26 protein-coding genes are annotated in these 25745 nt (G+C 67.9%); 18 read left to right on the forward strand and 8 right to left on the reverse strand.

Annotated elements, in window-relative coordinates; genetic code table 11:
• Positions 1–816 carry a substrate-binding domain-containing protein gene (locus OU682_RS10185; RefSeq protein ID WP_268942002.1) on the forward strand — a complete coding sequence of 272 codons (816 nt, stop codon included), beginning with the start codon at positions 1–3 and terminating at the stop codon, positions 814–816.
• The gene (locus OU682_RS10190; RefSeq protein ID WP_268942003.1) at positions 813–1343 is read left to right on the forward strand and encodes a PQQ-dependent catabolism-associated CXXCW motif protein; all 531 of its coding nucleotides are present in this window, start codon (positions 813–815) and stop codon (positions 1341–1343) included. The genes OU682_RS10185 and OU682_RS10190 overlap by 4 nt, the downstream gene beginning before the upstream one ends.
• Here OU682_RS10190 and OU682_RS10195 read toward each other — a convergent pair.
• Positions 1318–2250 carry a YncE family protein gene (locus tag OU682_RS10195; RefSeq protein ID WP_268942004.1) on the reverse strand — a complete coding sequence of 311 codons (933 nt, stop codon included), beginning with the start codon at positions 2248–2250 and terminating at the stop codon, positions 1318–1320. The two genes, OU682_RS10190 and OU682_RS10195, sit on opposite strands and share 26 nt — an antisense overlap.
• Complete coding sequence (locus OU682_RS10200; protein ID WP_268942074.1) at positions 2247–2801, reverse strand: SRPBCC family protein; 555 nt, start codon at positions 2799–2801, stop codon at positions 2247–2249. The genes OU682_RS10195 and OU682_RS10200 overlap by 4 nt, the downstream gene beginning before the upstream one ends.
• A gap of 222 nt (positions 2802–3023) precedes the next feature.
• Between OU682_RS10200 and OU682_RS10205 the strand changes: the two genes are divergently transcribed.
• The 6 genes from OU682_RS10205 (at position 3024) to OU682_RS10230 (ending at position 7961) form a co-directional block, all read left to right on the forward strand.
• Positions 3024–4169 carry a lanthanide ABC transporter ABC transporter substrate-binding protein PedA1 gene (locus OU682_RS10205; RefSeq protein ID WP_371832232.1) on the forward strand — a complete coding sequence of 382 codons (1146 nt, stop codon included), beginning with the start codon at positions 3024–3026 and terminating at the stop codon, positions 4167–4169.
• Entirely contained in the window at positions 4166–5134 is a 969-nt protein-coding gene (locus OU682_RS10210) for a YVTN family beta-propeller repeat protein (RefSeq protein WP_268942006.1), read from the forward strand. The genes OU682_RS10205 and OU682_RS10210 overlap by 4 nt, the downstream gene beginning before the upstream one ends.
• Before the next feature lie 32 nt (positions 5135–5166).
• Positions 5167–5727, forward strand: a complete 561-nt coding sequence (locus OU682_RS10215) for a cupredoxin domain-containing protein (RefSeq protein ID WP_268942007.1) — start codon at positions 5167–5169, stop codon at positions 5725–5727.
• A 61-nt stretch (positions 5728–5788) separates the two neighbouring features.
• Complete coding sequence (locus OU682_RS10220; protein WP_268942075.1) at positions 5789–6550, forward strand: lanthanide ABC transporter ATP-binding protein PedB/LutE; 762 nt, start codon at positions 5789–5791, stop codon at positions 6548–6550.
• On the forward strand, positions 6550–7368 hold the full coding sequence (locus OU682_RS10225; protein ID WP_268942076.1) for a lanthanide ABC transporter permease protein PedC: 819 nt from the start codon (positions 6550–6552) through the stop codon (positions 7366–7368). The genes OU682_RS10220 and OU682_RS10225 overlap by 1 nt, the downstream gene beginning before the upstream one ends.
• Positions 7365–7961 (forward strand): hypothetical protein, encoded by a 597-nt coding sequence (locus OU682_RS10230; RefSeq protein ID WP_268942008.1) that lies wholly within the window; start codon positions 7365–7367, stop codon positions 7959–7961. Before OU682_RS10225 ends, OU682_RS10230 begins: the two co-directional genes overlap by 4 nt.
• A gap of 81 nt (positions 7962–8042) precedes the next feature.
• Here the strand turns inward: OU682_RS10230 and OU682_RS10235 are convergent, their stop codons facing one another.
• The 3 genes from OU682_RS10235 to OU682_RS10245 all read right to left on the reverse strand — a co-directional run bounded on the left by OU682_RS10235 (position 8043) and on the right by OU682_RS10245 (position 10781).
• The gene (locus tag OU682_RS10235) at positions 8043–8741 is read right to left on the reverse strand and encodes an HAD family acid phosphatase (protein ID WP_268942009.1); all 699 of its coding nucleotides are present in this window, start codon (positions 8739–8741) and stop codon (positions 8043–8045) included.
• Positions 8742–8807: 66 nt separating this feature from the next.
• Positions 8808–10058, reverse strand: a complete 1251-nt coding sequence (locus OU682_RS10240) for an MFS transporter (protein ID WP_268942010.1) — start codon at positions 10056–10058, stop codon at positions 8808–8810.
• Between the two features lie 129 nt (positions 10059–10187).
• Positions 10188–10781 carry a LolA family protein gene (locus OU682_RS10245; RefSeq protein ID WP_268942011.1) on the reverse strand — a complete coding sequence of 198 codons (594 nt, stop codon included), beginning with the start codon at positions 10779–10781 and terminating at the stop codon, positions 10188–10190.
• Positions 10782–10918: 137 nt separating this feature from the next.
• Between OU682_RS10245 and OU682_RS10250 the strand changes: the two genes are divergently transcribed.
• Positions 10919–12151, forward strand: a complete 1233-nt coding sequence (locus OU682_RS10250; protein WP_268942012.1) for a putative DNA modification/repair radical SAM protein — start codon at positions 10919–10921, stop codon at positions 12149–12151.
• Positions 12151–13575 carry a UdgX family uracil-DNA binding protein gene (locus OU682_RS10255; protein WP_268942077.1) on the forward strand — a complete coding sequence of 475 codons (1425 nt, stop codon included), beginning with the start codon at positions 12151–12153 and terminating at the stop codon, positions 13573–13575. Before OU682_RS10250 ends, OU682_RS10255 begins: the two co-directional genes overlap by 1 nt.
• On the opposite strand, the gene OU682_RS10260 is transcribed toward OU682_RS10255, so the two are convergent.
• Together OU682_RS10260 and OU682_RS10265 are read right to left on the reverse strand one after the other, a co-directional pair.
• A complete protein-coding gene (locus OU682_RS10260) occupies positions 13572–14795 on the reverse strand; it encodes a UbiH/UbiF/VisC/COQ6 family ubiquinone biosynthesis hydroxylase (RefSeq protein WP_268942013.1) in 1224 nt (407 codons plus the stop codon). The two genes, OU682_RS10255 and OU682_RS10260, sit on opposite strands and share 4 nt — an antisense overlap.
• The gene (locus tag OU682_RS10265) at positions 14785–15702 is read right to left on the reverse strand and encodes an SDR family oxidoreductase (protein WP_268942014.1); all 918 of its coding nucleotides are present in this window, start codon (positions 15700–15702) and stop codon (positions 14785–14787) included. Before OU682_RS10265 ends, OU682_RS10260 begins: the two co-directional genes overlap by 11 nt.
• Positions 15703–15795: 93 nt before the next feature.
• Between OU682_RS10265 and OU682_RS10270 the strand changes: the two genes are divergently transcribed.
• The 3 genes from OU682_RS10270 to OU682_RS10280 all read left to right on the forward strand — a co-directional run bounded on the left by OU682_RS10270 (position 15796) and on the right by OU682_RS10280 (position 18756).
• On the forward strand, positions 15796–17280 hold the full coding sequence (locus tag OU682_RS10270) for an AMP nucleosidase (RefSeq protein ID WP_268942015.1): 1485 nt from the start codon (positions 15796–15798) through the stop codon (positions 17278–17280).
• Between the two features lie 149 nt (positions 17281–17429).
• Positions 17430–17729: an HU family DNA-binding protein gene (locus tag OU682_RS10275; RefSeq protein WP_207102658.1), complete on the forward strand. Its 300-nt coding sequence runs from the start codon at positions 17430–17432 to the stop codon at positions 17727–17729.
• A 121-nt stretch (positions 17730–17850) separates the two neighbouring features.
• A complete protein-coding gene (locus OU682_RS10280) occupies positions 17851–18756 on the forward strand; it encodes a DMT family transporter (protein WP_268942016.1) in 906 nt (301 codons plus the stop codon).
• On the opposite strand, the gene OU682_RS10285 is transcribed toward OU682_RS10280, so the two are convergent.
• Entirely contained in the window at positions 18753–19325 is a 573-nt protein-coding gene (locus tag OU682_RS10285; RefSeq protein WP_268942017.1) for a glutathione S-transferase family protein, read from the reverse strand. The two genes, OU682_RS10280 and OU682_RS10285, sit on opposite strands and share 4 nt — an antisense overlap.
• Before the next feature lie 63 nt (positions 19326–19388).
• Here OU682_RS10285 and OU682_RS10290 point away from each other — a divergent pair, with 63 nt between their 5' ends.
• From OU682_RS10290 to pdeM, 5 genes are read left to right on the forward strand one after another with little or no spacing between them, the layout of a single operon-like run.
• On the forward strand, positions 19389–20093 hold the full coding sequence (locus OU682_RS10290; RefSeq protein ID WP_268942018.1) for a helix-turn-helix transcriptional regulator: 705 nt from the start codon (positions 19389–19391) through the stop codon (positions 20091–20093).
• Positions 20094–20124: 31 nt separating this feature from the next.
• On the forward strand, positions 20125–21117 hold the full coding sequence (locus OU682_RS10295; protein WP_268942078.1) for a ligase-associated DNA damage response exonuclease: 993 nt from the start codon (positions 20125–20127) through the stop codon (positions 21115–21117).
• The gene (locus OU682_RS10300) at positions 21114–22664 is read left to right on the forward strand and encodes a cisplatin damage response ATP-dependent DNA ligase (protein WP_268942019.1); all 1551 of its coding nucleotides are present in this window, start codon (positions 21114–21116) and stop codon (positions 22662–22664) included. The genes OU682_RS10295 and OU682_RS10300 overlap by 4 nt, the downstream gene beginning before the upstream one ends.
• Positions 22661–25036, forward strand: coding sequence for a ligase-associated DNA damage response DEXH box helicase (locus OU682_RS10305; RefSeq protein ID WP_268942020.1), 2376 nt, complete (start codon positions 22661–22663; stop codon positions 25034–25036). Before OU682_RS10300 ends, OU682_RS10305 begins: the two co-directional genes overlap by 4 nt.
• Positions 25033–25701 carry a ligase-associated DNA damage response endonuclease PdeM gene (pdeM, locus tag OU682_RS10310; RefSeq protein WP_268942021.1) on the forward strand — a complete coding sequence of 223 codons (669 nt, stop codon included), beginning with the start codon at positions 25033–25035 and terminating at the stop codon, positions 25699–25701. The genes OU682_RS10305 and pdeM overlap by 4 nt, the downstream gene beginning before the upstream one ends.
• Positions 25702–25745 lie beyond the last annotated feature (44 nt).

The following is a 25745-nucleotide window of genomic DNA, read 5'->3' on the forward strand; positions in this document are numbered from 1 at the left end:
ATGCGCAGGCTTTCAAAGCTGACGCTGATCCTGGCCCTGGCGGGTGCCATGCCCGCCGGGGCTCAGGTGGCCGACCTGCGGTCCACCACGCAGTTCCGTGTCTGCGCCGACCCGGCCAATGCGCCGATGTCGGTCCGCGACGGGTCGGGGTTCGAAAACAGGCTGGCCCAGGCCTTTGGTGAATGGCTGGGCCTGCCCGTGACCTATACCTGGTTTCCCTCGGGCATGGGCTTCATCGCCAAGACGCTGCGCGAGGGGAAATGCGATGTTGTCATGGGCTATGCCCAAGGCGACGAGCTGGTGCAGAACACCAACCACTACTACACTTCGGTCTACGGGATCGTGACCCGCAAGGACAGCGATCTGGCCGGGATCGACCACCTGTCCGACCCGGCGCTGAAGGATCATCCCATCGGCGTGGTCGCCGGCACGCCGCCCGCCACGGTGATGGCGCAGGCCGGGCTGGCCAAGGACATGCGCGGCGTCGACCTGTTCGTCGACCGCCGGGTCGAGGATCCGGTCGGAGAGTTGATCGCCGGCGTCAAGGATGGCACGCTGCATGCAGCCGTGGTGTGGGGTCCCCTGGCCGGGCCGCGGGTCAAGGACGATCCTGACCTGCAGTTCACGCCCCTGCTCAAGGAAACAGCCGGACCCAAGATGTTCTACCGCATCACCATGGGCGTCCGCTTGCCGGAACAGGAATGGAAGCGGGAGCTCAACAGCCTGATCCGCCGCCACCAGGACGAGATCAACGCCATCCTGCGCGATGCCGGCGTGCCCCTGGTCGATGACTATGGCAAGGAACTTGTCCAATGATCCGCGCGGTCCTGCTGGCGCTTTTGTTGGCCGGACCGGCAGCCGCCCAGGTCCCCGAGCCTGACGGCTATCGCGGAGAGCCGTATCGCGCCCCGGTTCCCGCGACCTTGCAGGGCGCGACCGTCATCGACGGCGCGCAGGCGGTCCGTCTGCACGCCGAGGGCGTGCCCTTCCTGGATGTGCTGCCCCGCAAGACCCGGCCCGAAGGATTGCCCGAGGGCACGATCTGGCGCGAGCCCCTGCACGAAACGATCCCCGGTGCGGTCTGGCTGTGGGACACCGGCTATGACAGGCTGGCCCCGGCCGAACAGGCGCGGCTGGAGCGCGGCCTCGCCGAGGCGTCAAAGGGCGATCCCGCCGCGCCGGTGGTGATCTTCTGCCGCAGCGATTGCTGGATGAGCTGGAATGCAGCCCGCCGTGCCGTGGCCCTGGGTTACACCGCCATCCACTGGTTTCCCGGTGGGATCGAGGGCTGGCAGGCCGCAGGGGGCGCCTCCCTGGTCAAGGCGACACCTGTCGTCCCGTGAACTGCCCGAAGGCGCGTGGGCCCGAGGGCATGTCGATTTCCGCCGTGATCGCCAGGCTTTCGGCATCGATGAGGACCAGCGTATCGGAATCCCAGTTGGCGACCGCAAGGGCGTCGCCGCCGGGCAGGGGGCTGATGCCCTCGGGATAGTCGCCGATGGGGATTTCGTCCAGGACGCGCAGGTCCTGGGGATCGAAGACCGTCAGGGTGCCCGCATACTGGTTCGTGACGAAACCCCGCCCCCCGGCAAAGGCCAGGGCATAGGGATGGCTGCCGGTCGGAATGCTGCCCATCAGCCTGCCCGTGACGGGATCGATCACGGAAACCGTGTCGCCCTGCACATCCGCCGTCCAGAACCGCCCGTCATGGAAGGTGATTCCGAAGGGGTGCGCGCCCGCCGTCTTGATGCGGTGCAGCAGCCCGCCCGTTTCGGCGTCGAAGATGCTGACCGCGTCGTCGTCGCGATCCGCCGTCGCCACCAGGCGGCTGTCGTCGCTGACGGCCACTCCGGCCGGCGCGGCCCCGGTCGGCACGTCCCAGACAGTCTGCAGCTCCCGGTCCAGGTGCAGCAGCCGCGCGCCGAACCAGTCGGTCACGAACAGCCCGCCCTGCGGCGCCGCCGCCAAGCCGAAGGCGCCTTCGCCCAGGTCCCGGCTGGCCGTCAGACCGCCCGCCTCGTCCAGAACATGAAGCCGCCCCGTTTCCGCCGCGACCACATAGGCGCGGCCCGTGGCGGGATCATAGGCCACTGGCGCGGGCTTGCCCGCGATCGGCGTCTGCGCCAGGACCTCCCCCGTGGAGGTGTCGACCAGCGTCACCATTTCGGCATTCTGGCTGGTCACGAACGCCAGGTCCCCCGCGAGGGCGGGGGATGCGGCCAGCAGGGTCGCCAGCGCCGCGCGTCTCACTCGGCCTTGCCGAAACGCTCGACCAGGGCGTCGAGACCCGCCTTGTAGACATCGTTCACCGCGGCCATGGCGGCATCGTCGTTCAACTCGGCCGGGGGATCGTTGTTCGGATAGCCGCGATAAAAGCCGCCCTTCCAGACCACCTCGGCCTTGCCCTCCTTGTCCTTGACCTGCAGGGTCGAGGAATAGTTCGTCACCGGCAGAACCTCGACCGCGACATCGGTGATCATGTATTTGTATTGCCGCTTCCCGAGGTCGAGCGACATCAGCTTTTCGGTCACGATCGGATCGCCGCTGTCCGCCTTGACATGCAGGATGCGGGTCGATTCCTCGGGCACGTCGGCGGGCGCGCCCGCGGGGGTGATTTCGGTGCTGGCGAAATAAGGGTGCCAGCTCATGTCGTCGAACTTGCCGATGACCTGCCACACCTCGTCGGGGGTGGCGTCCAGAACGACCGTCTGTTCGGTCTTCAGCCGCGCCGGTCCGTGCGCCTCGGCGCCCACGGCGAAGGCCAGCACCGCGGCGGCGGCCAGGCCCAGCATCCTGTGCATCATCTGCTTTCTTCCCTTCCAAGTCCCGGCCCGACCATGCGCCCGGCACGCGGCCCGCGTCCATAAGACCTAAGACTGATCCAAATCTTCCCGACCGGGGCGGGAACATAAACCGTCTTGCGGCAACCCGATCCGCGACCCAACATGCCGGCAGGGAGACGAAAAATGTTCAAGGCAATCATGGGACTTGTGGCTGGTGCTTGCGCACTGGCCGGGCCGGTCATGGGCCAGCAGCAGCCCGGGATGCAGCAAATCCGGACCGCAGTCCTGCGCGTGGACGCGCCGGGCCCGCCGCCGATTTCCCGGCTGGACTTGCCGGTCGCGGATCTGGGCTTTGCCGGCGCGCGGCTGGCGATTGACGACAATGACACCACCGGCCGCTTCATGGGCCAGGATTTCGAGGCCGTCGAGGTGACGGCAAGCCCCGAGACCGCCGCGGCGGAACTGGACAGGATCCTGGCCGACGGCATCCAGTTCGTCGTCGTTCTGGCCGATGACGCGACCACGCTGGCCCTGGCCGACCAGGCGGGCGACCGCGCCATGCTGCTGAACGCCCGGGCCCGGGGCGACAACCTGCGCGGGGCCGACTGCCGCGCGAATACCATCCATGTCGCGCCCAGCCATGCCATGCTGGCCGATGCCCTGGCGCAGTTCCTGATGTGGAAGAACTGGCCCGACTGGCTGCTTGTCCACGGCAGCCACCCCGAGGACGAGGCCCTTGCCGCCGCATACCGGCGCTCTGCCGCCAAGTTCGGCGCGACCATTGTCGAGGAGCGCGTGTTCGAGGATACCGGCGGCGCCCGCAGCACCGATTCGGGCCATGTCCAGGTCCAGGCGCAGATGCCGGTCTTCACGCAGCGGGCGCCGGAATACGACATCCTGATCGCCGCCGACGAAAGCGACATCTTTGCCCCCTATCTGCCCTATCTGACCTGGGATCCGCGTCCCGTGGCCGGATCTGCCGGTCTGGTGCCGCGCACCTGGCACCCGGCGATGGAGGCCTGGGGCGGCACCCAATACCAAAACCGCTTCGAGAAGATGGCCAACCGCCTGATCCGCGAGGAGGATTACCAGGCCTGGCTGGCCCTTCGGATCGTGGGCGAGGCCGCGACCCGGACCCGGTCCGCCGATCCGGCCACCTTGCGCGAATTCATCCTGTCGGACCAGTTCGACGTGGCGGGCTTCAAGGGCCAGAAGCTGACGGTGCGGGACTGGGACCACCAGGTCCGCCAGCCGATCCTGCTGACGACCGGCGTGCTGACAACCTCGGTCAGTCCCCAGGACCAGTATCTGCACCAGACCAGTGCGCTGGACACCCTGGGCATCGACCGTCCCGAAACCGAATGTTCCTTCCCGGAGGTTCCATGAAGCATCTTCTGACCCTCGCCCCCGCGCTGGCCCTTCTGGCGGCGGAGCCGGCGTTGGCCAACCGCGTCTTCGTCAGCAATGAAAAGGGCAACGATGTCACGGTCCTCGACAGCGAGACGCTGGAGGTCCTGGGCACCTATCCGGTCGGCAACCGCCCGCGCGGCATCACCATCTCGCCCGACGGGACCGAGCTTTACGTCTGCGCGTCCGACGACAATCTTGTCCGCGTCTTTGATCCGAACACGATGGAGGAGATGCACACGCTTCCTTCGGGTCCCGACCCGGAACTGTTCGTGCTGCATCCTTCGGGCAATCCGCTTTATATCGCGAACGAGGACGACAACCTGGTCACCGTGGTCGATGTGAAGACCAAGCAGGTCCTGGCCGAGATCCCCGTGGGGGTCGAGCCCGAGGGCATGGGCGTCAGCCCGGATGGCAAGATCGTCATCAACACCTCGGAAACGACCAACATGGCGCATTTCATCGACACCGAAACCTTCGAGATCGTCGCCAACGTGCTGGTCGATTCCCGCCCCCGCTTTGCCGAATACAACCACGACGGCACCAAGCTTTATGTCAGCGCCGAGATCGGCGGCACCGTCAGCGTGATCGATCCCGCCACCCAGCAGATCACCAGGAAGATCACCTTCGAGGTGCCGGGCGTGCTGCCCGAGGCGATCCAGCCGGTGGGCGTGCGCGTGACGAATGACGGCAAGAAGGTCTTCGTGGCGCTCGGCCCCTCGAACCGGGTGGCGGTGATCGACGGCGAGACGGACGAGGTCAAGGACTACCTGCTTGTCGGGCAGCGCGTCTGGCAGATGGCCTTCACCCCGGACGAGAAATACCTGTTCACCACCAATGGCAATTCGAACGACGTGTCGGTGATCGACGTCGCCGCCGAGGAAGTGGTCAAGTCCGTCCCCGTGGGCCAGCAGCCCTGGGGCGTCGTGGTCGCGCCCAACTGACGCAGCCCACCCGTTTCACAAGGAGAAATTTCATGACCCGACTGCTGACCATCCTGATGATCATGGCCGGCCTGTCCGTTCCCGCGGCCGCCCAGGACACCGCGACGACCGAAGGCGCCGCCGCGGCCGAGGCCGCGCCTGCCGGGGCGGCGGAGGAGGACGAGGAGGAGGAAGGCGAAGCGGGCGGCGAGGCTGCGGCGACCTATGACGCCAAGGGCAAGTTCGACTATGGCTTTTCCGGCATCATGGCGCGCGACAACCGCACGGATCTTGCGCCCCTGACGCTTGCCTCGGGCCAGCCGGTGGCGGGCGGGGCCTATACGCTGAAATCGGGCGGCTTCTACCGCATCGCCATCAATGCCGATGGCAGCCAGGAACTGGCGCTATCGGGCGGCGACTTCTTCCGCGCCATCTGGATCAACGAGATCGTCATCAACGATATCGAGATCCGCCCGATGGGCGTCCACAGCATCGAATTCGACAATGCGGGCACCGCGACCATCAGCTTCGTTGCCGTCACGCCCGGACGCTATACACTGTCGGTGCCCGGATCCTCGGGCGAAAGCCAGCAGGCCGTGTTCAACATCCAGTAAGGGGACCGATGCCCACACGAATCCTTCGCGGTTGCCACCGGTGCGGCGCTTGACGGACGCGATGCAGGGGCCGGGAAGCGGCCCGTCCTCTGCCGCGGACAGGGCGGATGCGCTGCGCATCACCGACCTGTCGCATCGTTTCGGCAGCGTGCAGGCCCTTTCGGATGTCTCGCTGTCGGTGCCGCGCGGTAGTTTCACCGCGCTCTTGGGCGTGAACGGCGCGGGCAAGACCACGCTGTTCTCATTGGTGACGCGGCTTTACAGCAACGTGTCGGGCCGGATCGAGGTCGCGGGACATGACCTGCGCCGCCAGCCCGCGCAGGCCATGGCGCGGCTGGGGGTGGTCTTCCAGAGCCGCGCCCTGGATGCGGACCTGACGGTCGCGCAGAACCTGGCCTATCACGCCGCGCTGCACGGGATCGGGCACAGGCAGGCGCGCGAGCGGACCCGGCAGGTGCTGGCGCAGGTGGGTCTGGACCAGCGGGCGGGCGACCGCGTCTCGGCCCTGTCGGGGGGGCAGCAACGCCGGGCCGAGATCGCCCGCGCCCTGATCCATCGCCCCGACCTGCTTCTGCTGGACGAGGCGACGGTGGGCCTGGACGTGAAATCGCGGGCCGAGGTTCTGGCCCTGACCCGCCGCCTGATCGCGGTTGAGGGCGTCTCGGCGCTCTGGGCCACGCATATCATGGATGAAATCCAGCCGGACGACGACCTGGTGATCCTGCACAAGGGCCGTGTGCTGAGCAGCGGCAAGGCCGCCTCCATCGCCGGGCCCTCCGGGCTGACGCAGACCTTCCTGTCCATGACCGGGGCGGCGGCATGATGGAACGCCGCTTTCCCGCGAACGCCTGGGCCACGGCCTTTCGCGGCATCGCCTGGCGCGAAACGCTGCGCTTTGTCCAGCAGCGCGGGCGCTTCCTGGCGGCGCTGGTGCGTCCGCTGGTCTGGCTGTTCATCTTCGCCGCGGGCTTCCGCGCCGTCCTGGGCCTGTCGATCACGCCGCCCTACCAGACCTATGTCCTGTACGAGGTCTACGTCACCCCCGGCCTGGTGGCGATGATCCAGCTGTTCAACGGGATGCAGTCGTCGCTGTCGATGGTCTATGACCGAGAGACCGGCGCAATGCGGACGCTGCTGGTCAGCCCCTTTCCCCGGTGGTTCCTGCTGGGATCGAAGCTGATGGCGGGGGTGATCGTGTCGATCATCCAGGCCTATGCCTTCCTGGCGATCGCCTGGTTCTGGGACATCCGTCCGCCGGCCTGGGGCTATGTGGCCGTTTTCCCGGCGCTGATCCTGTCGGGGCTGATGCTGGGGGCGCTGGGGCTGTTCCTGTCCTCGGCCATCCGCCAGCTGGAGAACTTCGCCGGAGTCATGAACTTCGTGATCTTCCCGATGTTCTTCGCCTCGTCGGCGCTTTACCCGCTGTGGCGGATGCAGGAAAGCTCGCCCCTGCTGCACGACATCTGCGCGGCGAACCCGTTCACCTATGCGGTCGAACTGATCCGCTTCGCGCTTTACCTGGAATGGAACGGGCAGGCCCTGGCGGTGGTAGCAGGATGCCTTGCCGCCTTCTTCGGCGCCGCCGTCTTCATGTATGATCCCGCCAAGGGCCTCTGGTCCCGCAGGAAGGAGAGGGGATGAGAACCATTGTCGCATTCGCGCTGATGCTGGCTGCCGGGCCGGCCCTGGCTGCCACGGGCGCCGATCCAACCTGGCCCTGCGTGCAGCGCAAGCAGCCGCATCTGTCGCTGGGCCAGCTCTGGACCGGGCCTGTGCCCGACGACCGCATTGCCGAGTTGGCCCGGGACCCGCAGATCGACGCCCTTGCGGCCCGCCTGGAACAGCGCCGCCTGCCGATGGAGCAGGCGGAAGCCGCCATAGCCGACTTCGCGGCCCAGGCCGACGACGCCCGGCTGACCGCGCTGATGGTGGCGATCTTCAACAAGATCGAGCCCGACCGATCCGCGCTGATCGCGGGCATCGCCCGCTATGGCCAGAGCCAGGTCGATCTGGCCCGCCGGATCGAGGAACGCCGCGCCGCCATGGCCGAACTCGAGGCTGCCGCCGATCCCGATTTCGACGCCATCGACGCGGCCGAGGAGGCGCTGGACTGGGAACAGCGCATCTTCACCGAACGCCAGCAGTCGCTGACCTATGTCTGCGAGACCCCGGTGATCCTGGAACAGCGCGCCTTTGCGCTTGGCCGGGCGATTGCCGGACATCTGGGGAACTGAGGCCCGACCTGCATCTGCCGCGCGAAACAACGGAACGTATGCGTTTCGCGCCCGCCGCACGGCGGTGCCGGCGGAAACGGTTCAACCGGTGACCGCCCCGCCCGGCGCATCCCAAGGGCGCAGGTCTGCCTCCATCCACGTGCCATGGGCGGCGTTCGGGAAGACGATCCAGTCCTCGCCAAAGCGGTCGGCGTGATCCTCGGCCAGCCTGTGCTGTTCATCCAGGGTCGCGCCCGCGAAGCAGCCGTGGAAATCGTGCAGCGTATCGCCCAGGTGCAGGATGATGCGGTGGTTCTTTTCGACGGCGGCGCGGCGTTCGGCTTTGGGCGGGCCGAAGAGCAGCACCCGGTCGGCATGGACCTGCGGCAGGCCAAGGCGCGACAGGGTGGCGATGGTCGCCAGCTTGTTTTCCTCGAACCGGTCCGAGACGTAGAAGATCGTCACCCCAAGCCGGTCGGCCAGATGGAAGAAGTCTGCCGCCCCGGGCAGCAGATGCGGCGTGCCCTCGCGTTCCCACAGCTTCCAGGTCTCGAACCCGTCCGATCCCTCGCCCAGGGACATCGCATGGGCCATGACGGCGGTGTTGTCCACGATCGTCTCGTCGATGTCGCTGACGACCGCCAGCCCCTTGCCGGTTCCGTTCGCCTCGACCGCCCCCTTCAGCCGCAGCGTGGCCAAGGCATAGCATTGACGTTGCAGCGCCTTCACCTCGGCCGAGCGTTGCTGATAGCGGATCGCGATGGCGCGCTCCGAAGGGTGATGGCGGGGCGGGGTTGTCATGGGCGAATCCTGTCCTTGCGGGACAGGAACACTAGAACCGCCGCCCCGCGCCGTCAAACCGCCTCGTCAAGCCGCCGCTGCCGCCACGGGCAGGCGGGCCGGGGCCTCGCGCACGGGCAGGTGGATCAGCGCGCTGAAGGCGCCGACACCCACGCCGACCCACCAGACCAGCGTATAGTCGCCATGGGCGTCATACAGCGATCCGCCCAGCCAGACGCCCAGGAAGGATCCGATCTGGTGGGACAGGAACACGAAGCCATAAAGCGTCCCCATGTAGCGCAGCCCATAGATATGGGCGACCAGCCCCGAGGTCAGCGGCACGGTCGCCAGCCACAGCGCGCCCATCACCAGCGAGAAGACGATGACGCTGGCGGGCGTGATCGGCAGCAGGATGAAGGCCGCCGCCGCAATGGTGCGCAGGGCATAGATCCCCGCCAGCAGGTATTTCTTGGTGTAGCGCTTGCCCAGCCAGCCCGACCAGATCGAGCCCGCGATATTGGCGAGGCCGATCAGGCTGATCGCCGCCGCGCCCAGGGCCGAGGTCGTGGTGATCCCGATCGCGGCCAGCGTCCCCATCGGGCTGATCGGGCCGCACATCTCGGTCACCATGGCGGGGAAATGGGCGGTGATGAAGCCAAGCTGGTAGCCGCAGGAAAAGAAGCCCGCGAAGATCATCAGGTAGGAGGGGTCACGGAAGGCGCGGTTCAGGACGCTGCCCAGGCTTTCCTCAAGCTCGTGCCGGGTGGCGGGCTTGCCGTCGCCCAGCATCGGCAGGAAAGCCATGCAGGCCAGCACCATCACGCCGAAGATCACGAACACCGTCTGCCAGGCATAGAAACCCAGCAGGACCTCGGCCAGGGGGGCGCCGAAGACCTGGCCGGCCGATCCGGCGGCGGTGGCGATGCCCAGGGCCAGGCTGCGGTTCTCGTCGCTGGCCGCGCGGCCCACGACCGCCAGGATCACGCCGAAGCCCGTGCCCGCAATGCCGAAGCCGACCATCACCTCCAGCAACTGCATCGTCGCGGGTGTTGTCGCGAAGGCCGTCAGGACCAGCCCCGCCGAATAAAGGATCGCCCCCAGGATGATCGCCCAGCGGTCGCCCCAGCGTTCGGCCAGCGCGCCGAAGATCGGCTGCCCGATGCCCCAGGCCAGGTTTTGGATGGCAATGGCCAGCGAGAAGTCCGCGCGCGGCCAGCCGAAATCCTCGGCCACCGGGATCTGGAAGACGCCGAAGCTGGCCCGCAGGGCAAAGTTGATCAGCAGGATCAGCGATCCGCCGATCAGGATGGGCGTGAACAGGCGGGAATGGGCGGACATGGCGGAACCTGCGCGGCGAAAGGTCGCAGGCAGCGTTGAACCGGTCCACCCTGAAGATCAAGCCCCGGCGGTGTGATGTGATCCATCAACCGCCGTGATGGAAACGCCCGCCGGAGCCGCTTGCCGCGATCAGTTGCGCCGCGCCATCTCGTTGTTGATCGAGAATTTAGACGCGGGGATCGAGCCGCCCTGGCGCATATCGCCCAGGATCACGGTGGTCTTCTGACCGCTGTCGTCGGTCACGACCCATTGGCGCAGCTGCGTCGGCCCGCCGGTGAAGACCATCTGGATATTTCCGTATTGCGGATTCTGAGGGTCCTGTGCCGTCACGACCGTGGCGTTCTTCGATTCGGTATGCGCCGTCACCATGTTGGCGCGGCCCAGGTTCACGTTGGCGTCCAGGATGATCGACAACGGCGTTTGCGACAGCGGATACTGCTGCGGCCCGCTGGATTTCGGATCGAATACCGCCACGTTCCCGCCCGATGCCATGACCAGGGTGTTGTCGTTGTTGTATTCAAATCGCACCCGCCCGGGACGGTGGATATAGACCGTGCCGGTCGAGATCGAGCCATCGGGATTGACCTGCGTGAACTCGGCCGTGGCCGTCTTCAGGCTGTTCAGATAGCGCGACAGTTCGTTCAGCGGAATCCGCTCGGCCAAGGCCGGGAAGGCAAGGGCAAGAACAAGGGCGGGCGCAAGGGCGAGTGATCTGATGTTCATGCGGGCGATCATATCCTTTCCGGGTCCGGATGCACATCACGTCTGGCGGATGGTGCCGCAGCGAACGCTCGCATCAGCGTGAGGGTTCCTGCCGCACGGCGGTTGAACGGAACACATCACGAACATATATTCGCCCCATGGCACCGCGAACCCTTCAGCAGAAGCTTGCGATCCTGTCGGACGCGGCGAAATACGACGCCTCCTGCGCCAGCAGCGGGACCACCCGCCGCGATGCGCGCGACGGCGGGATCGGATCATCAGGCGGCATGGGCATCTGCCATGCCTATACGCCCGACGGGCGCTGCATCAGCCTGCTGAAGATCCTGATGACGAATTTCTGCATCTACGACTGCGCCTATTGCATCAACCGCGTCAGCAGCAATGTCGAACGCGCCCGCTTCACGCCCGAGGAGGTCGTGACGCTGACCCTCGAATTCTATCGCCGCAACATGATCGAGGGGTTGTTCCTGTCATCGGGTATCATCCGCAGCCCGGACCAGACGATGGGCGACATGGTCCGCATCGCCCGGATGCTGCGTGTCGATCACGGCTTCAAGGGATACATCCACCTCAAGACCATCCCCGACGCATCCCCGGAACTGGTGGCCGAGGCCGGGCTTTACGCGGATCGGCTGTCGGTCAACATCGAACTGCCGCAGGACGCCAGCATTCGCGAACTGGCCCCCGAAAAGCGCCCCGAGACGATCCGCGCCGCCATGGCCGATGTCCGCCTGTCGCGAGAGGCCGCGAAGGAAAAGACCCATACCGGCAAGCGCCCCCCGCGTTTCGCGCCCGCGGGGCAGTCCACACAGATGATCATCGGCGCGGACGGGACGAGCGACCGCGACATCCTGAAGACCTCGGCCAATCTTTATTCCGGCTATGACCTGAAGCGGGTCTATTATTCGGCCTTCAGCCCGATCCCGGATGCATCCGCCGCCCTGCCGCTGATCAAGCCGCCCTTGATGCGCGAGCACCGGCTGTATCAAGCCGACTGGCTGATGCGCTTCTATGGCTTCGAGGCCGAGGAGATCGGCGCGGCCCACCCTTCCGGTTTCCTGGATCTGGCGATCGATCCCAAGCTTGCCTGGGCCTTGGCGAACCGGGCGCAGTTTCCGGTGGATGTGGCGAGGGCGTCAAAGGAAATGCTGCTGCGCGTCCCCGGCTTCGGCACCAAGACGGTGACGCGCATCCTGGCCGCGCGGCGCAACGGTCCGGTGCGATACGGCGACCTGCTGCGCATGGGGGCGATCATGTCCAAGGCGCAGCCCTTCGTGACGCTGCCCGACTGGCATCCGGGCGCGCTGACCGACAGCGCGAGCCTGCGCGCGCGCTTCGCGCCCAAGCCCGAACAGTTGCAACTGCTGTGATCCGCGCCGACCTGCCCCGCTTTGGCCGTTTCCAGGCTTGGCGCGAGGCCGCCCGGCAGCTCGCCAGCAACCGCGTGGCGGCGGGCGATGTGACCTGGGCCGATGAGGACACCCCCGCCGAACTGTTCGGCGCCCACCCCATGCCTCCTGCCGGCCCCCATCCGGTCACGGCCACCAAGGATTTCCTGAGCCTCGCCCAGACCGTCGCCAGCCATTCCGACCCGGAACGCTGGGCGCTGCTTTATGCCGCGCTGATGCGGCTGCAGGAAGACCGGGGCTTTGTCGCCAATCCCGCCGATCCACTGACCGACCGCCTGTCGCGCATGGCCAAATCCGTGCGCCGCGACATCCACAAGATGCACGCCTTCGTGCGCTTCCACGAACTGCCGGGAAGCGGCCCGCGCCGCAGCTTCGGCGCCTGGTTCGAGCCCGAGCATCCGATCCTGGAAGCAGCCACCCCCTTCTTCGCCAGGCGCTTCGCCGACATGGACTGGCTGATCGCCACGCCCGAGGGCATCGCCCGCTTTGACGGCGCCATCAGCTATGCGCCCCCCGCGCCGCGCCCGGATTTCCCGGCGGATGCCAGCCACACGCTGTGGCACATCTATTTCGCCAATATCTTCAACCCCGCCCGTATCAAGACCGATGCCATGCGGTCCGAGATGCCGCGCAAATACTGGAAGAACCTGCCCGAGACCGCGCTGATCCCCGAGATGCTGGCCGATGCGCCGCGCCGGGTCCAGGCCATGCGCGAGGCAGGCGCGACGGACGCCCCGGCCTTTGCCGCCCGCGTGACGGCGCGGATCCGGCAGATCCCCGACGACCGCCCGCCCGAGACGCTGGAAGCCGCGCGTGACCAGGCCATGCGCTGCACGCGCTGCGATCTGTGCCACGCCGCCACCCAGACCGTCTGGGGCGAGGGCGATGCCGCCGCCCCCCTGATGATCGTCGGCGAGGCGCCGGGCGATCACGAGGATCTGCAGGGCCGCCCCTTTGTCGGTCCGGCAGGCCAGTTGTTGCGCCAGACCATGGCCGCGGCGGGCCTTGATCCCGCACAGGCTTGGATGACCAATGCGGTGAAGCATTTCAAGTTCACTCCGCGCGGCAAGCGCCGCATCCACCAGAACCCGGCGGCGGGCGAAATCCGGCATTGCAAATGGTGGCTGGACCTTGAACGCCAGATGATCGCGCCGCGCCTGACCGTGGCGCTTGGCGCGACGGCGGCCTTTGCGCTGACCGGCAACCGCCTGCCGCTGACCCCCCGGCGCGGCGGGGTGGAAACGACCCTGGACGGCGGCCCGGTGCTGATCACCTGGCATCCCAGCCTGATTCTGCGCCTTGATCCCGGCCCGGCGGCCATGGCGCGCGAACAGTTCGCCGCCGACCTGTCCCAGGCCGCGCGTCTTGCGGCTGAAGCAGCCTAGAGCGCCTGTCCGGTCAGCAGACGCGGCATCGGATCGACCGACAGCCCCGCCGCCTGCCGCATGAAGCCGCGCCGCAGGGCCGGGGCCGCGCTGACAAGCCCCATGCCGATGCCACGCGCTGCCGACAGCAGCGGATTGTCGCTGGCAAAGGCCCGGTTAACTGCGTCCATGCCAAGCGCCAGCGATGTCGCGTCGAAGCGCCGCCAGCCCTGATAGCGTTCCAGGACCAGATCGGACCCGATATCCTCGCCCCGTCGCGCGGCATCGACCAGCACCTCGGCCAAGGCCGCCACGTCGCGCAGGCCCAGGTTCAACCCCTGGCCCGCGATCGGATGCACTCCGTGAGCCGCATCGCCCACCAGGGCGACGCGATCGGCCGCATAGCGGTCGGCCAGCGACAGGCTCAGCGGATAGGTGAAGCGTGCGCCTGCCAGTTCGATCCGGCCCAGGTAGTCGCCAAAGCGCGGGCGCAGCACGTCCAGGAAGGCATCGTCCGGCAGGGCGGCGATGGCACGGGCATTGTCGTGGGTTTCCGACCAGACGACGCTGCTGCGGTTGCCAGGCAGCGGCAGGATCGCCAGCGGGCCGGTCGCCATGAAATACTGCTGCGCGATGCCCTCGTGCGGACGTTCATGCGCGATGGCCGCGACCAGCGCCGTCTGGCCGTAGTCCCAACCCCGCCGGCGAATGCCCGCGCGCGCGGCCACCCCCGATCCGCGCCCGTCGGCGCCGACCAGCAGCCGGGCGCGCATCCGGCGGCCATCGGACAGCACCGCCTCGACCCCGCTGGCCGAAACCTCGTGCCCGGTGACTGAGAGGCCAGGCAGGTGCTGCACCCGGTCCTGCATGGCGGCCAGAAGGGCGCGATACAGGAACCGATCCTCCAGCATGTAGCCGACCGGACCTTCCTCGATTTCGGCGCTGTCGAAATGCAGGAAGAAAGGCGCGGCCCCTTCGCCCGGTTGGCCTTGGGACGCCTTGACCTGCCGGATCGGCTGGCTGTCGCCCGCCAGCCCGGCCCAGAGCCCGAGCGCCTTCAGCAGCCGTTGCGAGGCGATCGCCAGCGCATAGGCGCGCCCGTCGAAATTGTCGCCCGCGCGCGCATCGGCGGGGCGCGGATCGACCACGGCCACGCGCAGGCCGGCGCCCGCCAGCGCAAGGGCCAGCACCGGGCCATTCAGCCCGCCCCCGGCGATCAGGATATCGGTGTCATGTTCCATGGCCGCGATCATGCACGGGGGCAGGGGGAAGTCCATGCGGCGATCCGCCCGGCAAGGCGTTCTCGGCCGCCAGGATCGCCGCCAGCCCGGCGCGATAATCGGGATAGCGCAGCCTCACGCCCAAGTCTTCCTTGATGCGCCGGTTCGAGACCCGCTTGCTGTCGGTGTAGAAGGACCGCGCCATGGGCGTCATCTGGGCCTCGTCGAACGGGATTTCGGGCGGCGGCGGCAGGCCCAGCAGTTCCGCCGCATGGGCCAGCACGTCCTGAGGCGGGGCCGGGTCGTCGTCACAGACGTTGTAGGCGGTTCCCGGCGCCGGGTGGTCGATGGACGCCAGAAGAACCCGGGCGATGTCCTCGGCATGGATGCGGGAAAACACCTGCCCCGGCTTGATGATCCGCCGCGCGGTGCCGTTCCTGACCTTTTCGAACGGCCCGCGACCGGGGCCATAGATCCCGGCGAGGCGAAAGATGTGCAGGGGCAGCCCGGCCCCCTCGGCCAGGGCGCGCCAGTTCCCTTCGGCCCGGATGCGGGCCTGGCCGCGCGGGCCGGAGGCGTCCAGCGCGCTGTTCTCGTCCACCCAATCCCCGCCGCGGTCGCCGTAAACCCCGGTCGTGGACAGATAGCCCAGCCAGCGCGGCTTGGCGCGCGCCAGATCGTCGCGGAACGCCGCCAGCACCGGATCCCCTTCCGGCCCGGGAGCGATTGACAGAAGGATCGCATCGGCGGCCGCGATCTCGCCCTGCAGCCGCGCCTCCTCGCCGGGCCAGAGCAGCGGCACCGCACCCGCCGCCGCCACCCGGTCGGAACCCGCGCGGGTCGTGCCCGTGACCTGCCAGCCACGCTCCCGCAGCAGCGGGGTCAGGAAAGCGGCCGAATAGCCGTGACCGAAAACAAGCATCTTCATGACGCCAGCGTAACGGCGCATGGGCCGCAGCGCCAGACGCTTGCCTGCCGCGGGCCGGGCTGGCAGGGTCGGGGGAAAGCAAGGACAAGGACGATGGACACGGATTCCCGTTACCTGCCGGTCGAGACCCCCGACGCCCCGGGCCGCCAGCAATTCACCGATGCCGCCGCGGCCGTTGCGCGCCTGCAGGCCCTTTACACGCAGGCGACCGGCTTTCTGCTGGAACGCTTCACCAGGGCGCTGGAGGGCCACCGCCCCGTCGCCCGATATCGCGCCTTCTATCCCGAACTGCGCCTGACCGTGCCGACCCACCCCAAGGTCGATTCGCGCCTGTCCTTCGGCCATGTCGTGGCGCCGGGCAGCTATTCCGCGACCGTGACCCGGCCCGACCTGTTCGGCAACTACCTGACTGAACAGATCGGCCTTCTGATCCGCAACCACGGCGTGCCGGTGACGGTCGGCGTCAGCGACACGCCGATGCCCGTCCATTTCGCGGTCTCCGCCCAGAGCGACCTTGCGGTCCCGCAGGAGGGGGTGCTGGATTTCTCGCTCCGCGATGTCTTCGACGTTCCGGACCTGAACACCATGAACGACGACATCGTCAACGGCGTCGCGGGACCGATGCCCGACGGCTCGCTGCATCTGGCGGGCTTCACGGCGCAGCGGATCGACTATTCCCTGGCGCGGTTGCAGCACTATACGGCCACGGCAGCCGGCCATTTCCAGAATTTCGTGCTGTTCACCAACTATCAGTTCTATGTGGACGAGTTCGAGGCCTTCGCCCGCCGCGTCCTAGGCAACCCCAACCTGGGCTATGACAGCTTCGTGGCCCCCGGCAACCAGGAGATCTCGGACCCCGACGCCCCGCTGGCGACGCTGGCCAAGATGCCGCAGATGCCGACCTATCATCTCAAGCGCGCGAACGGGCAGGGGATCACGCTGGTCAATATCGGCGTCGGCCCGTCCAATGCGAAGACCGCCACCGACCACATCGCCGTGCTGCGGCCCCATGCCTGGCTGATGGTCGGTCATTGCGCGGGGCTGCGAAACAGCCAGTCGCTGGGCGACTTCGTCCTGGCCCATGCCTACCTGCGCGAGGATCACGTCCTGGACGACGACCTGCCGGTCTGGGTGCCGATCCCGCCCCTGGCCGAGGTGCAGGTCGCGCTTCAGGAAGCCGTGGCCGAGGTGACGCAGCTTGAGGGATATGAGCTGAAGCGCATCATGCGCACGGGGACAGTCGCGACCATCGACAACCGCAACTGGGAACTGCGCGACCAGTCCGGCCCGGTTCATCGGCTTTCGCTGTCGCGTGCCGTGGCCCTGGACATGGAAAGCGCCACCATCGCCGCCAACGGCTTTCGCTTCCGGGTGCCCTACGGCACGCTTCTTTGCGTCAGCGACAAGCCGCTGCATGGCGAACTGAAGCTGCCGGGCATGGCCACCGACTTCTACCGCACGCAGGTCGCCAACCACCTGCTGATCGGCATCCGGGCCATGGAAAAGCTGCGCGAGACACCGCTGGAGCGGATCCATTCGCGCAAGTTGCGGTCCTTCAACGAGACGGCCTTCCTTTGACCCTGCGTCAACCGGCCGGGCATCGCCTGCTTTCGCAAGAAGCGGCGAAAAAGGCTTGAACTGTTGGGAAAAACGGTGTGTAGCAGGCGATATGCCGCAAAAGGCGCTATCACTGTGCCCTGCAGAACCGGGCAAGAGGAGACAGATCCATGGCTACGCCATCCGCTAAACCGATGACCAAGACCCAGCTGGTGGCCACGCTGGCCGAGGAGATGGGTTCGGACAAGAAATCGGCAACGGCCGCGCTGGACGCGATCGCCGCCGTCGTGGCCCGCGAAGTCGCCGCCGGCGGCTCGGTCACGATCCCCGGCATCGGCAAGATCGCCTGCCGCGCCCGCCCCGAGCGCCAGGTCCGCAACCCGCAGACCCAGGAGATGATGACGAAGCCCGCCGACAAGCAGGTCAAGGTGACCGTCGCCAAGTCGCTGAAGGACAGCGTCAACAGCTGATCCCTGCGCCAAGGCAGATGAAGAGGCCGCGCCGATGGGCGCGGCCTTTGCCATTTTGGGCCTTTCTGCGGAAGGATTGCTCTGCTAGCCATTTCTGCATCATCTGCAAGCAGGGCCGGACATGGACATTCGCGCGATCGGGATGGGACTGGCCTTTGCGGTGATGTGGGCCTCGGCCTTCACCTCGACCCGGATGATCGTGACCGAGGTGCCGCCGCTGTTTGCCCTGGCGTTGCGCTTCACGCTGTCGGGGGTGCTTGGCATCCTTGTCGCGCTGATGATGGGCGAGACATGGCGCGCCCTGACCCGCGCTCAGTGGCGGGCGGTGGTGATCCTGGGGCTGTGCCAGAACGCGCTCTATCTGGGCCTCAACTGGGTCGCGATGCAGTGGATCGAGGCGGGGCTGGCCTCGATCATCGCTGCCACCATGCCGCTGATCGTGGCGGCCCTGGGCTGGACCCTGATGGGCGAAAGGCTGCGGCCGCTGGGGCTTGCGGGCCTGGCCTTGGGGTTGGCGGGGGTGGCGATCATCATGGGCGCGCGCCTGCAAGGCGGGGGCAGCAACCTGACGGGCATCCTGATGTGCTTTGCGGCCGCCCTGGCGCTGGCCGTCGCCACGCTGACGGTGCGCGGCGCAAGTTCGGGCGGCAACGTGATGATGATCGTGGGCCTGCAGATGCTGGTCGGCGCCGCGACGCTGTGGATCGTCGCGCCCGTGCTCGAGGACTGGCAGGTCACCCTGAATTCCCGCCTGATCGCGGCCTTTCTTTACACCGTGATCGTGCCGGGGCTGGTGGCCACCTGGGTCTGGTTCAAGCTGGTGGGCCGGATCGGCGCGGTCCGGGCCGCCACCTTTCATTTTCTGACGCCCTTCTTCGGCGTCGCCACCGGCGCGGCTCTGCTGGGCGAACAGCTGGCCGCGGGCGACGTGATCGGCGTCGGCGTCATCATGGCGGGCATCCTGGCGGTGCAGCTGTCCAAGGCGCCCGCCCCGGTCGCGCCGATCCGGCGCGCGCCGCCGGCCTAGTCCTTGGGCATCCTTTCTCCGCAGCGCGCCACCCAGTCCTTGACGGTTGGGGTCACCGGCATCCCCTCGCCAAAGAACAGGAAGGGCGAGGCGCAGAGCAGGTCGGCCGCCGAGAAATGCTGTCCCAGCAGGAAGGGTTCCTCCGCCAGCGCCTCCTCCAGCCGCTGCAGCATGGTGCCGTGATCGCGGAAGGTCGCCTGCAGGGCGGGGTGCTCGATCTTCAGGTAATGCAGCAGCGTCACGGGCTCGATCACGCCCTGGTAATAGAACAGCCAGGACAGATAGGCGCCACGCTGCGGGTGGCCCACCGGGCGGCCAAGGCCGCATTCCGGAAAGCGGTCGGTCAGATAGGCGATGATCGCGCCGCGCTCGCGGACATGGTCGTGGCCCGCGACCAGATAGGGCACCTTGCCCTCGGGGTGGGGGTTCCTCGGATCGACGCTGCCGCTGCCGTCCTGGCGCGGGATCGTGACCGTAGTGATTTCCACCTTGTCGCGAATGTCCATCAGGTCGATCAGCGTGACGATGCTGTCCGAGCGGCTTTGCGGGGCGTGATAAAGCGTCAGCATGGGCTTGTCTCCGTTGCGTGTCCGGCCACAGGATAGCGGGCAGTCCTGACAGAAGATGACAGCATGGCCCGAACCGACCGCCTGATGCGCCTGATGACCGCATTGCGCCGCCTGCCGGCCCCCGTCACTGCCGCGCGCCTGGCGCCCGAGACCGGCGTGTCACCGCGCCAGCTTTACCGCGACATCGCCACCCTGCGGGCGGGCGGGGCGCTGATCGACGGCGAGGCGGGCCTCGGCTATACCCTGACCGAGGATCCGGCCCTGCCGCCGCAGAGCTTTTCCCGGTTGGAGATCGAGGCCCTGCGCCTGGCCGTGGAATCGCTGGCCGGGATCGGCGACGAGGATCTGGTGCATGCCGGGCGCGATGCCCTGGCGCGGATCGTGGCGACGCTGCCGGAACGCCAGGCGCGCCAGGCCATGCACGCGATCACCCGGTGCTTTCTGCAAACCCCCGACAGGCCCGAGCCGAGCGTCGATCTGGCGCTGATCCGCGCGGCCTGCTGGGACGAACAGGCGGTGCTGATCGACTATACCGACCTGAACGGCCAGCCGACCCGAAGGGTGATCTGGCCCCTGGGCTTGTCCTATTCCGACCAGTCGCTGATGCTGCTTGCGCATTGCCGGCTGCGCATGGATTACCGGGTCTTTCACGTGAACCGCATCGCCATGGCAAGCCCGACGGGCGACAGCTTCCGTCCCCGCCGCGTGGCGCTGGTCCGCGACTATGCGCAGCGGCGCCGGGAACAGGGCGCGGGTCCGGGACGTTGATTTTCATGGAATGTTCACCATCTTCAAGCCCATGCGCGCCGATCAGATCCTGCACCCGACCGACGCCGGGCTTTACTGTCCCCCCGGTGATTTCTACATCGACCCGATCCGCCCGGTGCCCCGCGCGCTGATCACCCATGGGCATGGCGACCACGCCCGGTCGGGGCATGGCGCGGTCATGGCCACCCGCCAGACGCTGGAGATCATGGCGATCCGCTATGGTGAGGATTTCGCGGGCCAGCGGCAGGTGGCGGATGGCCCGGTCCGCATCGGCGACACGACCGTCAGCTTTCATCCGGCCGGCCATATCCTGGGATCGGCGCAGATCGCGGTGCAGCCCGACCATGGCCCGAAGATCGTCGTCTCGGGCGATTACTGCCGCCATCCGAACCCGGTCAGCGCGCCTTGGGAACCGGTTCCCTGCGACATCTTCGTGACCGAGGCGACCTTCGGCCTGCCGGTCTTCAGGCACCCCGACCCGGCCGGAGAGATGGTGCGCCTGCTGGCCAGCATGGCCGAATTCCCCGAACGCCATCACCTGATCGGCGCCTATGCCCTGGGAAAGGCGCAGCGGCTGATCATGCTGGCGCGGGCGGCGGGCATCGACGGCCCGATCGCCATCCACGGCGCCTTGCAGCGGCTTTGCGATTATCATGTGGAACAGGGGATCGACCTTGGCCCGCTGGTGCCCGCGACCGCCGACCAGGTCGAGGCGCAACTGGTGATCGCCCCGCCTTCGGCCTTTGCCTCGGCCTGGGTGCAGCGGTTCCGCGATCCGGTGATCGGGTTTGCCTCGGGCTGGATGGCGGTTCGCGCCCGCGCCCGGCAACGCGGGGTCGAACTGCCCCTGGTCATCAGCGACCACGTGGACTGGCCGCAGGTCACGCAGACCATCACGGAACTCGCCCCGCAGGAGGTCTGGATCACCCACGGGGCCGAGGACGGGTTGCTGCGCTGGTGCGAGTTGCAGGGCATCCCCGCCCGCCCCCTGCGGCTGGTTGGCTACGAGGACGAGCCGGAATGAGGGCCTTCGCGAATCTTCTGGAACGCCAGGCCTTCACGCCCGCGCGCAACGCCAAGCTGCGGCTGCTGCGGCATTACCTGGAAGCCACGCCCGACCCGGATCGCGGCTTTGCCCTGGCCGCGCTGACCGGCGATCTGAAGCTGCGCACCGTGACGCCGGGCCTTCTGCGCGGGCTGATGGTGGAACGCGTGGACGAGCAGCTTTTCGCGCTGTCCTATGACTTCGTGGGCGATCTCGCGGAAACCATCGCCCTGCTGTGGGACACCGACCGGGACGAGGATGTGCCCCTGCACCAGGCTGTGGCACTGCTGTCCGAGACGGGCAAGGCTGGCCTTCCCGCGGCCATCGCCGGGATGCTGGACCGGCTTGGCCCGTCGCAGCGGCTGGCCTTCCTGAAGCTGGCGACGGGCAACATGCGCATTGGCCTGTCCGCCCGCATGGCGCGCATGGCCCTGGCCGAGATGGGCGTCCCCGACGTGGCCCAGATCGAGGAGATCTGGCACGGGCTGACGCCGCCCTATCAGCCGCTCTTCGACTGGATCGCCGGCGGGACGCGGCCCGAACATGCGGCAAAGGCGCCGTTCCGTCCGGTGATGCTGTCCACGCCCGTCGATCTGGACCAGTTGCAGGCCTTTGATCCGGCCGACTACATCGCCGAATGGAAATGGGACGGCATCCGCGTCCAGGCCATCAACGACGGTGGCGTGCGGCGTCTGTATTCCCGGACCGGAGAAGACATCAGCGGCAGCTTCCCCGACCTGATCGAGGCGCTGGAATTCGATGGTGCTGTGGACGGCGAACTGCTGGTGCGCCGGGGCGACGACGTGGCGGTCTTCGGCGACCTGCAGAAACGCCTTGGCCGCAAGCAGGTGGGCAAGACCATTCTGGACAGCCACCCGGCCAGCCTGCGGGTCTATGACCTGATGATCTGGCAGGGCCGCGACCTGCGCGACCTGCCCCTTGTGGACCGCCGTGCTGTCCTGGAGGGCGCGGATTTCGGCAATGACCGCATCGACGTATCGCCCCTGCTGGATTTCACCACCTGGGACGATCTGGCGGCGCTGCGGGCCGAGCCCCCCGTTCCGGTGATCGAGGGGGTGATGATCAAGCGCCGCGACTCCGTCTATGTCGGCGGACGCCCGCGCGGGCCTTGGTTCAAATGGAAGCGCGACCCGCATGTGGTCGATGCCGTGCTGCTTTATGCGCAGCGCGGGCATGGCAAGCGGTCGGGCTTCTACAGCGACTTCACCTTCGGATTGTGGGACGCCGACCAGCTTGTGCCGGTGGGAAAAGCCTATTTCGGCTTCACGGACGAGGAACTGCGCGAACTGGACCGGTTCGTCAGGAACAACACCATCGAACGCTTTGGCCCCGTGCGGTCCATCGCGCCCAAGCTGGTGCTGGAGGTTGCCTTCGAAGGCCTGAACGCCTCCGGCCGCCACAAGTCGGGCGTGGCCATGCGCTTTCCCCGCATCAGCCGCATCCGCTGGGACAAGCCGGCCGTCGAGGCCGATCACCTGTCCACGCTGAAGGCGATGATCCTGTGACCCTGCCGCCCGAGTTCCAGGAGTGGTTCGCCCGCCAGGGCTGGCAGCCGCATCCGCATCAGCTTGACCTGCTGGAAGCCGATGGCGACACCCTGCTGATCGCGCCAACGGGGGGCGGCAAGACGCTGGCCGGGTTTCTGCCGTCGCTGGTCGATCTGAAGGACGGCCACAAGGGGCTGCACACGCTCTATGTCTCGCCCTTGAAGGCGCTGACGGCAGATATCGCGCGCAATCTTGCCCGCCCGGTGGCGGACCTGGACCTGCCGATCCGGGTCGAGGATCGGACCGGCGACACGCGCACTTCGCAGCGGGCGCGCCAGCGGGTGGATCCGCCGCAGATCCTGCTGACCACGCCGGAATCGCTGGCCCTGATGCTGTCCTATGAACAGGCCCCGCAGATCTTTGGCAGCCTGCGCCGGGTGGTGCTGGACGAGTTGCACGCGCTTGCGGAAAACAAGCGCGGCGACCAGTTGATGCTGTGCCTGGCGCGGCTGCGGACGCTGGCTCCGGGCGTGGCCACCACGGGCCTGTCCGCCACCGTCGAGGATCCGGCCGCCCTGGCCGGCTTCATGGGCGGCGCCCGGATCATCCAGGCCGATCCCGGCCCCGAGCCCGACATCGCCATGCTGGCGACCGCCCGCCCCGCGCCCTGGTCGGGCGGCGGAGGTCATTACGCCATCCCCGAGGTTCTTGCCGAGATCAAACAGGCCCGCACCACCATCATCTTCATCAATACCCGCGCCCAGGCCGAACTGTTCTTCCAGGCGCTCTGGGCCGCCAATGACGACAACCTGCCCATCGGGCTGCACCACGGCAGCCTGGCCCGCGAAGCCCGCCAGCGGGTCGAGGCGGCGATGGCGGCGGGCGAGTTGCGCGCCGTGGTGGCGACGGGCAGCCTGGATCTGGGGATCGACTGGGGCTCGGTGGATCTGGTGATCCAGATCGGTGCGCCCAAGAACGTCAAGCGGCTGGTCCAGCGGATCGGGCGGGCGAACCACCGCTACAACGCCCCTTCCCGCGCGCGCATCGTGCCCGCCAACCGCTTCGAGGTGATCGAATGCGTGGCCGCCCTTGAAGCCGTCCATGAACACGACCTTGACGGCGAGCCGCGCGGCCCCGGACCCCTGGACGTGCTCTGCCAGCATATCCTGCTGACCGCCTGCGCCGGTCCTTTCGACGCGGACGCGCTGTTCGCCGAAGTGCGGACCGCCGGACCCTATCGCGGCCTGACGCGCGCACAGTTCGACGATTGCCTGGATTTCGCGGCGACCGGCGGCTATGCGCTTCGGGCCTATGACCGCTGGCAGCGGCTGATGCTGCGGGACGGATTGTGGCGGCTTCGAGACCCCCGTGCGGTGCGCGAGCTGCGCATGAACGTGGGCACCATTGTCGAGGCCGAGATGCTGAAGGTCCGCCTGCGCGGCCGCGGCGGCAACCTGCTGGGCGAGGTCGAGGAAGGTTTCGCGGCCACCCTGGTGCCGGGCGACACCTTCCTGATCGGCGGCCAGACCGTGCGATACGACGCCATGCGCGAAATGACGGTCGAGGTCACGAGGCAGCCGACGCGCAAGCCCCGGATCGCGGTCTATTCGGGGCTGAAGCTGGCGACCTCGACCCAGCTTTCGCATCGGGTGCAGGCGCTGGTCGGCGATCCCGCGCGCCATTGGGTGCTGCCCCGCGATACCGCCGACTGGCTGGCGCTTCAGGCCCGGATCAGCACCCTGCCGCAGCCCGGGGTGCTGCTGAGCGAAACCTTCCCGCATCGCGGCCAGTGGCATTTCGCGCTTTACGGCTTTGCCGGGCGTCATGCCCTGCAGACGCTTGGCCTTCTGATGACCAAGACGATGGAGGATGCGGGGCTTGGCCCCCTGGGCTTCCTGGCCACCGACTATGCCCTCTGGATCTGGTCGCTGGATCCCGTGACCGATCCCGGACCCTTGCTGGATCGCGGCAGCTTGCGCGCGGGTCTGGGCGACTGGCTGGCGGGCAATGCCGTAATGAAGCGGACCTTCCGCAATGTCGCGATCATCGCCGGGCTGATCCAGCGCAACATGCCGGGGGGCCGGAAGTCGGGCAAGCAGGCGACCTTTTCCAGCGACATCCTTTACGATACCTTGCGCCGCTACGACCCCGACCACCTGCTGCTGCGCGTCACCGCCGAGGAGGCGCGCCGGGGCCTTGTCGATTTCGACCGGATCGAGGAGATGCTGGACCATTCCCCCCACCACGACCACCGGATGCTGGACCGCGTGACGCCGCTGGCCGCACCCCTGCTGCTGGAATTCGGCCGCGTCCCGATCGCGGGCCAGGGCCGCGAGCGCCTCGCCGAGGCCGAGGCCGCCGCCCTCATGGCCGAGGCGGGCCTGACGTGACCCATGCCTTCGACTTCGCGGGCCATGCGCTGGAGGCGCGGCCCTCCGGGGCGCTTTATTGGCCGGAACGCCGCTGGCTGGTCGTGGCCGACCTGCACCTGGGCAAGTCCGAGCGCATGGCCCGGCGCGGCGGATCGCTGTTGCCGCCCTACGAGGTTCTGGCGACGCTGGACCGGCTGGAGGCCGAGATCGTGGCGACCGATCCCGCCGCCGTTGTCAGCCTGGGCGACGGCTTCGACGACGATGCCGCGGCCCTGGCGCTGCCCGACATGCTTTGCGACCGGCTGCGCGGCATGGCCTGGGGGCGGCGCTGGATCTGGGTCAGCGGCAACCACGACCCGGCCCCCGTCTGTCCGCGCCTGCCGGGCGAGACAGTGGACGAACTGACCAACGGACTGGTCCTGCGCCACCAGGCGGGGCAGGGGCCGGATGTGTCCGGCCATTTCCACCCTTGTGTCCGGCTGGCGGGCGACCGGCGGCGCTGCTTCCTGGTCGGGCGCGACCACCTGATCCTGCCGGCCTTCGGGGCCTATACGGGCGGGCTTGCCATCGACAGTCCCGCCCTGTCGGCGCTGGTGCAGCAGGGCCTGGCCATTGCCTGCGGGGGCAGCCGCGCGCTTCCCTTGCCGGTGGGGGCCGTGCGCCAATCGGGGCGGCGGGCATGAAAAAGGCCGGGTCGCTGCGCGCCCGGCCCCTGCATTCTTTGGCC

Origin of the sequence: Paracoccus benzoatiresistens, from assembly GCF_026913015.1 — a bacterium.
Taxonomy (GTDB): Bacteria; Pseudomonadota; Alphaproteobacteria; order Rhodobacterales; family Rhodobacteraceae; genus Paracoccus; species Paracoccus benzoatiresistens.